Below are 14,608 nucleotides of genomic sequence, written 5' to 3' on the forward strand. Positions count from 1 at the left end.
GGCGCCGCGTGGGCGCCGTTTAGGCAAGGTTCAGACTTCAGACGGTGCAGGTATTAGCTGGCCTAGCGACGCTTTTGGCCTCTGGTGGCGATGGGGTCTGCAATAAGATTTGTTCGGCGATTTCCGCCGATACGTTCTTAATCGCAACAATCAATTGAATTGCCGAATTTAGGACAACGCTTTTTATTTCTTCCACGCTTTTGCCGCGAAGAAACGGATGCAGGAAGATATCGCCAAACGCGCTGCTGTTCAAGTCGCTGCGGGTTTTACAGACCATCAGACGCTCAAATCCGTTATCGCTGTCATAGGGGCCTTCACAGAAAAATGCCGTTTCTACCGCGATTCGTTTGATCGCCATGAGTACAAATCCGTCCATCGAGGGGCTCTCTATTCGTTTTATTTAAGGAGCGGGCCGTGCGGATCAGGCCAGCGTCATTACCTTTCTCTTTCTGTTCTGCCATCGCACCTGGCCCTCTCCCCAGGGTTTGAGCTTGTTGAAGCGCTTGATTGCCTGAGGCGCGAAGCCGGGCCTGCAACAGAAATCGAGCAGCCATATCCTGTCCCCCTCATTCCATTCGGAAGGGTGAAGTAGGAACTCCGGATCGCGTTGCAATTGCGTTTCGGTGTCCTCCGTCAGACAGGCCCAGAGAACATAGGCCAGCGGTTGGTCATTGGTGTCGAAAAGAAACTTGATCTGCCCGTGCTGTATGGCAAATATCAAGCGCTCTTGAACGCTTTTTATCGGATGAAGGCTGTAGTTTCGGTGATGTAACATGCAGCTCACGGCAAAACCAAGCTGCTCATAGTCTGACCATTGATCTTGGCCGCCGGCGGTTTCTCGAATATAGAGCGTCATGCTGGTTCATTTCTCCTGGAGGGGATGACAAGCGGCTGCCCGCCAAAGGTTTCTTTGGCGAAGGCCGCCGCCTTTATCCGCATGTCGGTTAACAGTTGCCGCAAGCGTCGGTCGTCATCACCATTGGCCTCCACCAGAGCCGTAATTTCGTTGAGCATCTGTATTTTCCCGCACTGGGGACGGGGCCGCAGCCTGAGGCGAGCCTGTTGCGCCATGCCTTTCTGAATAACGGTGGCATCGATTCCCTGAGCGCGGCAGGTTTCGACCAACCAATGATTGACCTGAGAGAAAGCGCGCAGGGTGTCCATAAAACGCGCATCCCGTGAGAAATCGTCATGCGCGGGGACGGGGTGCCCTTGGCTGCAGCGAATCAAGGTCACGACCAAACGTTCCAGCGGCGATTCGTCTGCCGCTATTTCCGCTGAGACATAGAGTTTTCGGCAACGGTGGATAAGCAACAGCAGGAAACTGTTTGCCAGCCTCTCTAAGGGTTTTGGCGTCTCAGCCGGTGAGAGCAGGTCGACGGGAATGCCCAGTAGCGTCAAATAGCCGCGGCAACAGGCCTGCTGAAAAAAATGCCAGAAATAGGTTTTTACCTGTTGCTGGGCGATGGCAATGAAAGGCCGATCAAACAGGTACTTCCCAAGGTAGAAGCACAGCTCGGATAGGCTGTTCTGAATGATTGCCGGTTCTCTCATCAATTGTGCGAACTTGAGCTGGTATTCGAAATCGTAACGATGATCGCTGGGGAATAAACAGGTTAGCCCGTTAAAATCCAATACCCTGCCGTCCATGGTGATGTTGGAGGATGAGGTGGTCAACATCAGGAAGCGGGTGCGGCAAAACGCCATTTGCCGAGCCAGACGTTTGGTAAGCTCATACATCCCCTCAAGGCAGCGGCGCCGCGGATCGCGAGCGGCCTGCTCGCTGAAGCCCGCGGAGGGGACCGGCAAATAGTCCGGCAGGCGGCGAAGCACGGATTTAACCCGTTGAACGTCATGCATGAGCTGCCCGGCATATTCCGCTTTGGGCCGGAAGTAGGGCGTTCGTTCAAAATGCGCCGGGCGGACCAGGGGGTCGCGAACCAGAAGGGCACGGCGAGAGCGGCCCTTTGTGCGGGCGAAATCCCCATGGGTATAGCTGTCGGTGAGCAAAATCGCGTGGGTGCGCGCGGCGCCATAAGGCAACGCCTGCGCCAGCATTTCGCTCCATAGGGCTTCATAGATCGCCTGTTCGGCGCGCAGTTCGCCATTGGAGTGATACCAATCCGAACCTTGCCCGACCAGCGGATTAGCGCCGATTCCTTTCACCTGGTAACGGCCATCAAAACCGCAGCGGGCGCCGCCGCCGTTACGTTGAATACCGCCGCCGCCGTAACGTTCCGCGTGGAAAACTTTGGCGGCGCCTGGCGTATCGGGAGTGACCAGATAGCTGCACGCGGCGTGCAGCGCTTCGCCGTCAGCCTTTTCTTCGGCGGACCAAATGAGAGAGGACGCAACCCGCTGTGCCGTGAAAGGCACTAAATTTTCCGCCAGGTCCTTAAGTAAAAAAGAATCGCTCATTGGGTAATGTACTCTATGGTTTAGTTCAGTTCTGATACGGACGCGCGCTGCGCGAAACGTGCGAAAGCGGCGTCCAGATGCCCGGCGATGTCGCGCAATGCTTCCGCCCTGGCCATCGCCGGGTGATCGCAGTCGATGTCGATATTTTGTATTCGTCCATGTACATAGGGGCGCCAGGCCTCCAAATCCAACCAGTCTTCTGCGCGCGGCGCCGCTGCCGTGAAGAACAGCAAATTACCGTAGAAGTGGCCGTGTTCCGACTGGCCGACCAGGCGGCGGCTATTGATCACCACGTCAATCAAGCGGTCGAGCGTGCCGTCATCCAGACTGGCCAGGGCGCTGCCGTGTTTTCGCAACAGGGCGATTGTTTCCGCGCGTTGTAGGATCTCGCCTTTCGGCACGACCAGCGAAGGCAATTCTTGATCGAAGGGCAAGGCGATGCCCGCAATGAACAACAGGGCGGCCAGCGCCAGGCTCTCCTCCTCTTCGCCATTGAGCGTTTCAAAAGCGAAGCGTCGCCACAGATCGCTGGGATAGGCATCCATCATCGCCAGCAATTCGACCTGCTGATCTTGTTGCTCCAGGTGGATGGCGACATTGTGGGCGATCATGCCGCCAACCGACCACCCGATGATCCAGTAAGGCCCCTCGGGCTGATGGGCGCGTATGCGCCTGGCATATTCTGCGGCCATTTCATCCATCGTTCGGGTGATATTGCTGCCCCGCGTCAGGCCTTGAGCTTGCAAGCCGACGATTTCACACGGCGTTTTGAGAAAACGCGCCAGGCCGCTGTAACACCAGGCGATGCCGCCGGCCGGGTGGATGCAAAACAACGTCGGCAGCGCGTTTCGCGAAGCGCCGGCGCCAGGGCGCAGCAGCAGTGTGGCATCGAGCATATCCGGCGCTGAGTGCTGGCCTTGTTCGGCCAGCGCCCGGGCTGAAGGATGGGCAAAGATGCTGGCGATGGTGATTTGCCAACCCAGGCCGGCGTTAATGCGGGCGGCGACATCAACGGCGCTCAGCGAGTTGCCTCCCAGTTCGAAGAAGTTGGCTTCAGGCGCCACGGCAGGCAGGCGCAGCGCATCGGCAAAATATTCGCACAGCCGTTGTTCCGTCAGGGAGGAGGGGATGCCGCCGCCCTGTGATTGCGGGCTTTGCGGAGCGGGCAGCGCTTTTCTATCCAGTTTGCCATTGCGGCTGAGCGGCAGTTCGGAGAGAAACACCAGGCACTGCGGCAGCATGTAGGCAGGGAGATATTCCCGGCAGAGCGCCAGTAAGGCTTTTTCATCGGCCTCGGCGCCGCTGGCCACGACATAGGCGACAATGCGCCCGTCATGCATGTTGGCGCAGGACTGGAGCACCTGCGGGTGTCGATTGAGAACCGCGTCAATTTCCTCCAGCTCAATACGCTGCCCGTGTATTTTTATCTGGTGATCCAGCCGCCCCAAATAGTCTATTTCGCCATTCGTGCGCCAGCGCGCCAGGTCTCCCGTGCGGTAAAGCCGCTTACCGTCCGCCGTGGCGAAAAACCGTTCTGCCGTCAGCTCGGGTTGGCCCGCATAGCCGTCAGCGAGACAAATGCCCTCAATGTGCAATTCCCCTTCGATGCCGATGGGGGTGGTGTTGCCGAAGGGATCCAGCACGTGGATGCGCGTATTCCAAATGGGGCGGCCGATAGGCACGCTGCGCTTCTCGTCGCTGCAGCCCAGCGCGTGGTAAGTGACATCGATGGCGGCCTCCGTCGGGCCGTAAAGATTATGCAAAGGCGCCGTCAGCAATGTCCGGTGCCGTTGGGCAAGCTCCGGCGACAAGGCTTCCCCGCTGGCGAATACCCTGAGCAGCGGCAGCGGTTCGGGCCTGCGTTCGACGGCGTCGAGAAACAGCGCCAGCATCGATGGAACAAAGTGCAGCGTTGTGATGCGATGCTGCACGATGCAACTCAGCAGGTACGCCGGATCGGTATGGCCGCCGGGCCGCGCCATCACTAAGGTTGCGCCCCCGATCAGCGGCCAGAAAAACTCCCAAATCGACACATCAAAGGTGGCCGGTGTTTTCTGCAGCACGCGATCCTGCGTTCCGAGAGGATATTCGGCCTGCATCCATTGCAGGCGATTGGCCAGGGCAAGATGGCTCACGATCACCCCTTTGGGTTCGCCGCTGGAACCGGAGGTGAACAGAATATAAGCCGGATCTGCGCCGCTTTGCTGCGTGACGAGCGGCAATGCCGCGTCGCCCTGATGGGCGGCAAGTGAGTACAGCGCGGCGAGATCGAGTCGGGGAACGCTGTCCGGCAACCTGTCGTCATCGGCGCGATCGGCTATCAGCAACGCCGCATTGGCCTGCTCGAGCATCTTTTGCTGTCGCCGCGTCGGCAGCTCGGGCGACAGCGGCAATAGCGTGGCGCCGGCACGCATAATGGCCAGCAGAACCACTTCTAAGGCTACGCTGCGTTCAAGTGTGACGGCAATCACCTGGCCGCGAGCGCCTTGCAGATGGCGCTCAAGGGCATGCGCGTACCGCCGTGAGCGCAGTTCCAACGCCGAATAGCTCAGCCGTTCGTTTTCGTCGAGCACGGCTAGCTGATGCGGCGTGGCTTGAACCTGTTTGAGGAACAGGCCGAGGATCGTGTTGGCGGGCAACGGCTGGGCGGTGTCGTTCCATTGCGCGATTAACGCCAGTTCCGCCGGTGCCGCCAGCGTCAGTTGTTGCAGCGGAAGGGTCGGCGCCGCAACCAACTGCATGATCCAATGCAACAGCCGCCGCACATGCAATTGCAGCTCTGCGTGATGATGGCGCGCGGCATTGGCGATAAGACGCAGGCGGCGCGGTTGCAGGTCCGTACCCAGTTCCAGGTGGAGGTTAAGATCGCGTACGGGGCCGGTGGCGACATGTTTGACCGTGGCGCTTAGCTCCGCAAAATCGAGCGTCGCAGGCGGAGGCAAGATGTTCAGTTCGATGCCGTAAAGGGGCAGAGTATCGCCTACCCTGCCGATGGCTCGGCCGATCCATTCTCCGCGGTAGCGCTGGTGCGCGAGCAGCTCGCGCCGGCTGCGGGCGACGGTGGCGCAAACGTCGCGAAAGTGCGCGTGTTGCGGCAAATCCAGCAGAAGCGGCAGGATATTGCTGCGTGTGACCGCCGCCTGGGCGCCATAAGTATCAAGCCGCCCCATGCAGGGCAGGCCGAACAACAGTTGCCGCTCGCCCGACTGACAGCGGGAGAAATAGCTGGCGAACGCGCTGAGCAAGACGTCGGATAACGCGATCCCGCTGCTTTGGTAGAAGCTGCCCAGGGCTAGCGCCAGCTCGGTATCGATAACGGTCTCGACTTCCAACGTGTGCTCGGCCATGGCTTGCGCTGGCGCACCCAGAAAGGTCGGCGCAGGCAACTGCGCGCAGCGCTGCATCCAGTAGCGGTGATCGTCCGCATATTGCGCGCTCTGCCTGTAGAGGACGTCGTCCTGGCAGAGCGTGGTCAGTTTGACAAAGCGGCTGGGGAGCGGCGGCGTTCCTTGCAACAGCGCCCGGTAATGCTCCCCCGCACGGCGGTGGAGCAGGGAATAGGCGTAGGCGTCGAAAGCGATATGGTGTATTCGGGAAAACCATATCGCTTCGCGTTCATTCAAAACATACAGCTGATGTTCATGAAGATGTAAATTCTCCGGCCCCTGTTCCCGTTGCGTTATCTGTTCCATTGCGCGCCAGGCGAGCGCCTCCGGGTCTGCGTGATGGCTGAGATCGCAGACGGTCACGCGGCCAGCAGGCTGGCGGATGCCGAAAGACGGGGTGCCATCGATATCGAGGAAACGGTGGTTGAGCACCTCAATATCCTGCAGAGCCAGTTCGATGGCGTTGAGCAATAATGTCCGATTAATTTCACCGTGCAGGCGCAGGGCTTGCGCCGTCGCATAGAGTTTGGAAGAGTGGCTCGCTTGCGATGCGTACCATACGCCCTGCTGGGTGTCCGCCAGGGGGTATTATTAAGGGATGAATCATTCATTTTTTCTCTGGCTCCTGTTCTGGAGTGGTACTCAAGTGCCTTGTTACCAGGCTTTCCATTTTTCTTTTGGCCTGCAAAATCAAATCAATATCTCTGTGTAATTGATATTCAGTGCTTTGGGTTTTTCACCTTGCGCGATTTCATTCAATGAATGCCCTGCGCTCTTCGTTGGCGACAATGACCAGCGGGGAAATTGCCTTGCCCTTATCGCCAAGGTCATCGCAAAATCTTCTGCCGCGTTTCGCCGGGCATACCGCAATAAATTAAGTAGTTATCATTTTTAAATCGCTATTGGGCCGCACCCCGGCGGCGACGCGCGGCTTGCTTTTCGCCGGCTCTCTGTTGCGCCCGGCATTATTTTCCCTTTGTCGCTGCGCGAATGGCCGGCAGCACAAACAGTGAGGCGATAAAGCTGATGAATACGCCATAAGCGATACTGATCATCTGCATTTTTCCGCTGACCATCATGGGGAACACCAGCTCATGCGCGTGGCCAAACGTGGTGAACGTGATGCCGTTGAACAGCAACATGCTCAACAAGGCGCCAATGGAAGAGCCTGCCAGGCCCAGCAAGAGGGTTTGGCAGAGATAAGACACATCAATAACCCTGCCGAATCCCAGCAACAGCGTTATTGCCAGCTGGTCTTGTTGGTTGGCGATGAGCGATTCACACAGCGCGATGATGCCCGCAGTCACCGACACCCCCGCCAGCAATGAAAATAACAGGCCGAACCACAGCAGCACCTGGCCCAACCCTTCGCTGCTGCCGGCATAGTAGGTTCGGCTGTCGCTAATGGCGACTCGGTCATTGAGCGTCCCCTGGATGGCTTGTTGCAGTTGCTCGACAGAGGCGGCATTGCTAGTCAATGCCACCAGGTTGTAATCGAGTCCCGCGCCCCAGCTGGTGCGGATATGTTCCAGATCGGCCATGAACTCGGACTGCCGCGGCGAACCGCCGGTGGTAAATTCACCGACGATTTTCCAATCGCGGTCGTGCAGGCGTATGGTCTCGCCCACGTGGAACGCCGGATAATGCCGCGCCAATGACGCGCCGACGACGAGTTCATTTTGCCCCGGCTGAAATGCTCTGCCGTGGGTGAGGGTGACCAGCGGTTGCCCGTTGTTCGCGTTCATCAACGTGAATGCTGCCGGCGTTACGCCGCGCACCAGATACTCTTTCTCCACGTTGTCTGGGCGGAGCCGCACCAGGACAACCCACTCCGGCGAAGCCGCAACAAGGCCGGGCAAGCGCGAAAGTTGTGCCGCCTGCGTTCGCGTTATCGTGCTGGTCAGTTCGGAAGAGGAGTCTTTGCTTTGCGCAAAATACAGGCCGGGTTCCGCACTCGACTCCAGCGCGCCGATCAGCCCTGCGCGCAGTGAAAATAACGATGTCACAATGACCGCGAGAAAAATGAAGCTGGATAGAATCGCGGTGAAATAAAGCGGCCGCCGCCACAGGTTGCGTAATCCAATGCCCAGCAATATCCCGAGCTGGTGGATTTTCGAGGATGAGCGCGGGTTCATTTTCTCTCCTCCTGCAGGCGAGCGATTTGCAAGAGGGAGGGCAATGCGCAGACCAGGGATAAAATAAAGACCAGCAGGAGGCCGATGGCATAATCCTGGAAATGCGGCTCAACGCCGTTTAATACGGCGGGGAACAGCGTCGGCAACAGCAGAATAAAAATAACCGACAACACTATGCCCACGATGGCACCCGCCAAGGTGATGGCGCCGAGTTGCACGGCAACCGCTTTAATCAACTGTGATTTGCGAAAACCCAGATAATTAAGGGTGCGGTAGTCGCTCAAGGCTTTATGCGTCATGACATAGAAGTTGGTGCTGAGCAGCAGCGCCAATAACAGGCACAGCGCCAGATTGACCCAAAAAATCACGCGATGGAAATCGAACAATTTACTCATAAACAATTTTATATGCATGCGTACGGGGGCTGTCTGCGTGGTGCCGCGCAACCGCTCCGCGCCAAACAGGGCATCAATCTGCCGGGAGAGGTTCTCGGCAGACATGCCGGGTTTAGGTGTCGCCATGAAAAAACTCACCAGCCGTTTGCCATTTTGTCTCACGCTGTCGAGGTAGTCATAATGCATCCAGACCGCGGGAGGGGTGTCGGTTTGGGTTTCTTCAACGATGCCAGTAATGTAAAGATCGAGAATGGGGTTAGGCGCGAGCTTCCAAATCGCGGATGAAAGCGGCAGCCGATCGCCCGCTTTTAAGCGATATTGCGCCGCAAAACGGCTGTCGACCAGCACGCCTTGCCGGTCATTCTGCCAACGATCCAGTAAGCCCGGCGCTATTTTTAAAGAGGGGATCATGGCGAAGTAGTGTTGGTCTTCTACCGCGATAGCGGGCACGAACCATCCGGGGTGGCGATAGTACGCACCGACCCAAACTCCCCAGCTCAGCCGATCCAACGCCGGTAGTTGACTCATTTTCTGATGATAAAACTGCGGCAGCAGCATCTGAGAACTGAGGGCATTCAGCACCAGTAGCCGGTGGTCTGCGCCGGGCGGATCGTTTGCCTTTAAGCTGAAGGCGCGATCAAAGGTCAGCATGAGCTGCAGCAACATGACGCCGCTGGCGATAAACAGCAAGATCATGATAAATCTTCTCGACTGCTCAGTGGCGGAGCGCCACAACCAGAGGTAAAACACGGCTCTCATGGCATATCCCTACGGATCAGCTTGCCGTCCCTGAGTTGGAGTTGGCGCTGTGCCCGCGCGGCGACCTGAATATCATGCGTCACGACGATGATAGCCTTGCCCTGCTCCCGGCTCAGTAGCGTCATAATATCCATAATTTCCTCCCCCGCCTCTTGGCTGAGATCGCCGGTAGGCTCATCGCACAGCAGCAGATCCGGATTAGTGGCTATCGCACGCGCAATGGCCACGCGCTGGCGCTCTCCTCCGGAGAGTTCATCCGGCAAGTGGCGGCGCCGGTGTTCCATCTGAACCAGCTCCAGCGCGGCATCGACGCGTTGCCGGCGCTGTTTGGCGTCCATATGCCAAAGGTGCAGGGGGAGGGCGACATTCTCCTCGGCGCTGAGCACGGGCAACAGGTTATAAAACTGAAAGACGAAGCCAATATGGCGGGCTCGCAGCGAGGTGCGTTCTTCAGGCCGCAGCCGATGCAGCGGATGCCCTTGCAAAAATACCTCGCCCCGATCGCAGACATTGACGCCGGAGATCAGATTGAGCAGCGTCGATTTCCCTGAGCCGGATGGCCCCATGATGCTGACCATCTCGCCGCCGCGCAGGCTAAAATCAAGATCGTGCAATACCGTGATGTGCTCGCGCCCTTTTTTATAGTCTTTGCCGGCCTGTTGCAGTTGCACGACCGGATCGCTCGGCGCGGTTGCCGTTTTATTCATAAAAATCTACCTGAATTGACATATTATGTTTCAGCCAGGGCTGTTGCTGAGCGAGCTTGATAATGACTAAAACCGCCGCGCGTTGCTCATCCACCACCGAAGAGATAAGGCTGACGGTGCCTGAGAGCTGTCGATCGGGGAGGCCATCCGGCTTGATTGTCACTCGTTGTTGGGGCGCGACTTTCGCCAGCTGGCTTTCGGGCAGCCAAACTTCGGCATCAAAGTCATCCAAACCGACAATGGTGGCAATCCCCGTGCGGGTGAAACCGCCGCCGGCGGAAATGGGCGAAACCGTTTCCCCCGGGGAGGCGTCTAACGACACCACCTGGCCGTCGAAGGGCGCGCGGATAATCGTGCGCAATAGGTCGATTTCACTGGCTTTTATCTGCCAGCCCACTTGTTGTAATTCTGCCTGATATTGGCGGCGCTGCGCCTCGAACGAATCCAACTCCGCTTTGGCACTGTCGACATCATCCTGGCTCACATAGTTGAGCGGCAACAAACGGTTCAATCGATGCAGCTGATTGCGTGCGCGCGGCAGGCGGGACTCCGTCTGCGCGAGTTTGCCCGCCGCGATTTGCTGGCTGGCCTGGAGCGACGCAAGCTGCGCTCTTAGCGAACGCCCATCGAGTGATGCCAATCGCTCGCCTTTTTTTACCTTATCGCCGCGTTGCACATAAATCTCTTGCACCGTTCCCGTAATCTCTGCCGAAACGGTGGAGAGGCGCGAGGCCTTGATGAATCCTGCGGCCGTGACTGCAGGCGCGGCCGCCGTGGGGGCCGCTGGCGCGACAGGTGCTCCGGTGTTGGCCTGAGGTTCGGCGGCGCTGGCGCGCTCGGCCGCTGCTGGCTGGGTAAACCATGCCCTGCCGGCAACGAGACCTAAGGCTAACGCCAGCGCAATCGCTCCGACGAGCGCCGCTTTGCGCCATGGCCGCCCGCGCGGCGGAGTATGAGGCGAGTTCAGCAGGTGCAGTGCCTGCTGGCGGGCGGCGTTGCGCGGTGCCTCTGAAGATGGGGAACGCATAGGTGTTTAACGATCCCCTACGGTTAGGCGCAAGATCACACCAATGAAGAGCAGAGCGGCTCCCGAAGCGTAAAGCGGGAACCAGCGCGCCCACCAGTTGGTGGAGAACAATGACGCACCGTTGGCGTTGCTCGCCGTGTAGCTGCTGTAGATATTGAGAGCCAGGGCGACAGCGAACATGACGAGGCCGATAAAAAGCAGCAAGCCTGATACTTTATGCATGGGATTTCTCCTTCAGAGGGGACATAAGAGAGGCGTCGAGGTAATCGCCAGGGATGACCATCTCAGTGTGTATTTCAGTGAGATAGCTTTCATTCTTCACTTCCATCCAACTGTTTTCCGGTGACGGGAGAGCCTCTCTGAAGACTAACCAGTCAACTTTTCGCGCCAGCAGCAGCAATTGGTCAAGGCAATGTGAATTGCCCAGCCTGCACCACATCGGTTTGCGAATCTTGTCGTTGTTAAATGACTGCCAGCTAAGATGATCGTTGAATTGCCCGTTCACATAGCTGTCCGTCGGAATGCCGTTCTTCAGTAACAATGCCAGCAGGCGCGCCGGATGCTCCGCCGCCTGATGCCCGGACAGCTCATGGAAAATGCGGGAAGAGCGCACCCACCAGGTTTCACGGATCAGGACACAGTCTTCCTCCTCCATGCGCGGGGCATGGCGGAAGTCATGATCCAGCTCATCGGCCATCAATCGCTTGTAGGCGGGGCGGCCAATCTGCACCGGTTCGGCCAGTACGGTAAGCAGGTATTTGGTTCCCCAGGCCACCATCGGCGTCGCCGCGCCGAGGTAGCATAATTGGAACGCTTGCCCCTGGTTGTCCGTCAGCTTCAGCAGGCCGCTCTGCGTATCATGATGCAGTTGGAGCCGGTCGAGCGTCAGGTCGCCGGCAACCTGCGGCGGCTCATCCAGGCACAGATGATGATCGGCCAGGCGGGCCTGGGCCTGGAGATTGCTGGACTCGCCGCTGACGCTGAAGGTTAATGGCAGCGCCGGCGCGGCGAACTGGCGCAGCCAGTTTTGCAGCCGATGGCGCCTGTCGTCGGCCTGGCTGTCGTTGGTCAACGTGGTGCGCGCCAACTGCCAGCCGATACGCGAATACGCATTGTTGATGACCACTTTGCCCCGGGGATGCGCCAGCTGCCCCACATGACGGGCATCCAATTGCAGGAAGAGCGTTACCGGCAGCTTCAGGGCGGCGGGGTTGATATTGTGCTGCCGCCAGCGGGCCGTTGCGGCGACGGCCTGTGAGATGCGTTGTTGGGTGAATTGAATAAATCCCTGCCAGCTCTGCTGCAAAAACAATGAGACATCGGTGCAGTGGCCGCCTGCGCCGTATTTGTCGATAAAGTTCTGCAGCAGCCAGAGGTACTCCTGCGACAACGTGGCGCGTTTGGCCACCGCTTTCGCTACGCGGGCCAGCACATTGGGAATGAAAGCGTCAGGCAATGTCATCCTGATCCCTTCCCGCCAGGCGTCTTCATATAAAATATTGCGAATTTCGGGCATCTGATGGCGGGTCAGCCGCTCCCAGCTCTGTTGAATCGTCTGCTGAGCCTGCTCAAGCAGCGCAATGCGCTCCGCGTTTTCCGCCGCACCAAAGCGTTCGGGCAGTTCGGGCAGGCTGCGCAGAGCGTCGTTGGAGAGCTCCGCCGGCATCAGCGCCAAAACATCGACCAGGGGGGCAGGATGATGCGTTCCCCACTGTAATGTCGGGCGCAATACGTCCTTGCGCACCAGCTTTCTCAGCAGTCTTTCCGCTTCGGGCGGGGCCATCCCGGCCAGTTCGAAATGCGCTCGCCATGCGTTCCAGCTTTGCTGGTGGCTGGCGCTCAGGACGGCGTCGATTTCCGCCGCCTCCAGGCCCAGGACAAATTGCTGCTCTTCGTTCCATAACAAGCCGTGGCGTTTCTCATAGCGATAGAAATGGCCGCGCATCTGGCTGGCGGAAATGCGTTGCAAGGAGGGGTTGCGGCACAGCGGCAGATCATGTTTCGCCAACCAGTGCTGCGTATACAGCGCGTCGCGCAAGGCTAATGCGATGGAGCGGTTGAGGTGTATGGTCGAGGTCACCTTGCCTTCGCCGGTTTGCAGAGTGGCTTCGCCGGCCGAGCTTTCAAACGGGACCAGGCTAAAAGAGGAAAAGGTGCTGAATGGGCTGACTTTGCCCGCCGCTCGAATCATGTAGGCAAACAAGGAGCGCTCAACGCGCCGGCGCCGTTTGGCCGGCCAACTCTGCCAATTTTGGTCCAGATCGCAAAGCAACTGCGGGGAGGCAAGGCAGAGCGCCCGGCGCAGGGCCGGTTCGTTGGCGGCTTTGAGCAACCAGGCCTGCGTCTGTTCGTTGACACGCTGCCAGCGCTGGTTAAAGGTTGCCACCAACTGCTGGCGTTCATCCGCTATCGCCAACCATTCGGTCAGTTGCTCCAGAGCGGCTGGGTCGTAATGTGCCAACCAGGCGCGCATTTCGGCAGACAGGTTGAAATAGCGATCGTTGAAGATATGGCGGCGACAGCGAATCATGTCCTGGCGAACGCTGTCCGCCGAGGGTAATGCGACATTCGCATGCAGCCTGGCGATAAGCGCCTGCCCGAGTTGCCGCCAGGCCGGCTCCTGCAAGTGGTGTTGCCGGATAATCGCGGATAAATCATCCGGAAGTTGGCTGACATAGTGCGCCGGCAAGCCTGCAGTGCGCAGCATGATAAAAGGGGCGACGAGCAACAAAGGCTGTGCGGGTAACGTCATGATAATACTCCAGATGCCAACCAGTTATTCACCTTCTGCCAACTCACGAGACTTAACCAACCCATCGCCGCCGCCATGCAGAGGCTGTAAAGCAGGCAATAACTGCGGAATAGGCGGCGGCCTCGGGCGGACCACACGCGGGTTTTCTTATTGGCGCCGGGTTGGGCAAAGGCGCGAAATGCCCGCGTGGCATCCGAAAGCCGAAAAGGGGTGAGATTGAAAAGCAGGCCGAATAGTATCAACAGCAGTAACGGCCGTGTCGCGGTGGCGGCGGCGCTTTCACTCAGCGCCGCGAGCGCTCCCAGACACAAGAGATCCATCAATGGTCCTGCCATCGCCACCCAGGCCTTCATGCCGCGCTGTGGGAATAGCGCGATGGCGCTGGTGTTGACAAACGCGGAGGGCAGCCACCAGCCGCGAAATTGCAGACCCGCCCCCAGAACCGGGCAGCCGTAAAGACGGCAAACGACGGCATGCGCCATTTCATGCAAAAACAGCCATAACGGTATGCCGACAAGCATCACCAGCAGCTGGACGCTGGCCCATTCGCCCTGCAGCAGCCAGGCGTTTAGCCCTGGCAAACACGCGATGAAACGCCACAAGGCAGCGGCAATCGCGAGGCTCAGCAGGCCGTAACCTAACCTGCGCGGGACAACCCGCAGCACGGTGGCGATTTTATGTGCGGCGCGATCGGGGTTAGGCAGCCGATATCGCCCGGCCACTTTCGCCGCCGCAGGCCGCTTTTGCGCGCCATCAACGATCATATTCGCCTGTTTCAACCGCAGCAGAAACGCGGACAGCGCCTGTTGACACTGCTCGGGCGTTGCGTTCGGGTGGTGTTCTGCCAGCTCCGCAAGGAGGGCCGCCATGGAGCAGCCCCCTTGCAACTGTTGGGCAAGCCGGGCAGAAAACCCGCTCAGCTTTAACGGCGCATTACTGTTTTCTTGCAGCAACAGCGCCACATTCGCCTGCGGAGAGACCAGTTTCACATCCTCGTTTAAACGCAACAGGGTGGATGCAGGCGGCATG

The 14,608-nt window shown here is 58.6% G+C and carries 11 protein-coding genes; all 11 read right to left on the minus strand.

Annotated elements, in window-relative coordinates; translation table 11 throughout:
- Positions 1 to 37: 37 nt before the first annotated feature.
- The 11 genes from ACMGF9_RS05575 to ACMGF9_RS05625 all read right to left on the minus strand — a co-directional run bounded on the left by ACMGF9_RS05575 (position 38) and on the right by ACMGF9_RS05625 (position 14,607).
- Positions 38 to 376, minus strand: a complete 339-nt coding sequence (locus ACMGF9_RS05575) for a hypothetical protein (RefSeq protein ID WP_057525203.1) — start codon at positions 374 to 376, stop codon at positions 38 to 40.
- A gap of 45 nt (positions 377 to 421) precedes the next feature.
- Positions 422 to 856: a toxin-activating lysine-acyltransferase gene (locus ACMGF9_RS05580; protein ID WP_021504416.1), complete on the minus strand. Its 435-nt coding sequence runs from the start codon at positions 854 to 856 to the stop codon at positions 422 to 424.
- On the minus strand, positions 853 to 2,418 hold the full coding sequence (locus tag ACMGF9_RS05585; protein ID WP_414160585.1) for an MchC protein: 1,566 nt from the start codon (positions 2,416 to 2,418) through the stop codon (positions 853 to 855). The genes ACMGF9_RS05580 and ACMGF9_RS05585 overlap by 4 nt, the downstream gene beginning before the upstream one ends.
- A 20-nt stretch (positions 2,419 to 2,438) precedes the next feature.
- Entirely contained in the window at positions 2,439 to 6,386 is a 3,948-nt protein-coding gene (locus tag ACMGF9_RS05590) for an amino acid adenylation domain-containing protein (RefSeq protein ID WP_414160689.1), read from the minus strand.
- Positions 6,387 to 6,769: 383 nt separating this feature from the next.
- Positions 6,770 to 7,939: an ABC transporter permease gene (locus ACMGF9_RS05595; protein WP_021504413.1), complete on the minus strand. Its 1,170-nt coding sequence runs from the start codon at positions 7,937 to 7,939 to the stop codon at positions 6,770 to 6,772.
- Positions 7,936 to 9,030 carry an ABC transporter permease gene (locus ACMGF9_RS05600; protein WP_021504412.1) on the minus strand — a complete coding sequence of 365 codons (1,095 nt, stop codon included), beginning with the start codon at positions 9,028 to 9,030 and terminating at the stop codon, positions 7,936 to 7,938. Before ACMGF9_RS05600 ends, ACMGF9_RS05595 begins: the two co-directional genes overlap by 4 nt.
- A gap of 59 nt (positions 9,031 to 9,089) precedes the next feature.
- The gene (locus tag ACMGF9_RS05605; RefSeq protein WP_021504411.1) at positions 9,090 to 9,800 is read right to left on the minus strand and encodes an ABC transporter ATP-binding protein; all 711 of its coding nucleotides are present in this window, start codon (positions 9,798 to 9,800) and stop codon (positions 9,090 to 9,092) included.
- On the minus strand, positions 9,793 to 10,827 hold the full coding sequence (locus ACMGF9_RS05610) for an efflux RND transporter periplasmic adaptor subunit (protein ID WP_414160587.1): 1,035 nt from the start codon (positions 10,825 to 10,827) through the stop codon (positions 9,793 to 9,795). The genes ACMGF9_RS05605 and ACMGF9_RS05610 overlap by 8 nt, the downstream gene beginning before the upstream one ends.
- A gap of 6 nt (positions 10,828 to 10,833) precedes the next feature.
- A complete protein-coding gene (locus ACMGF9_RS05615; protein WP_021504409.1) occupies positions 10,834 to 11,049 on the minus strand; it encodes a hypothetical protein in 216 nt (71 codons plus the stop codon).
- On the minus strand, positions 11,042 to 13,579 hold the full coding sequence (locus ACMGF9_RS05620; protein ID WP_261438551.1) for a lantibiotic dehydratase family protein: 2,538 nt from the start codon (positions 13,577 to 13,579) through the stop codon (positions 11,042 to 11,044). The genes ACMGF9_RS05615 and ACMGF9_RS05620 overlap by 8 nt, the downstream gene beginning before the upstream one ends.
- Complete coding sequence (locus ACMGF9_RS05625) at positions 13,576 to 14,607, minus strand: PqqD family peptide modification chaperone (protein ID WP_414160588.1); 1,032 nt, start codon at positions 14,605 to 14,607, stop codon at positions 13,576 to 13,578. The genes ACMGF9_RS05620 and ACMGF9_RS05625 overlap by 4 nt, the downstream gene beginning before the upstream one ends.
- Position 14,608 lies beyond the last annotated feature (1 nt).

This window comes from Serratia sp. BNK-23, from assembly GCF_047456145.1.
GTDB classification, from domain to species: domain Bacteria; phylum Pseudomonadota; class Gammaproteobacteria; order Enterobacterales; family Enterobacteriaceae; genus Serratia; species Serratia nematodiphila.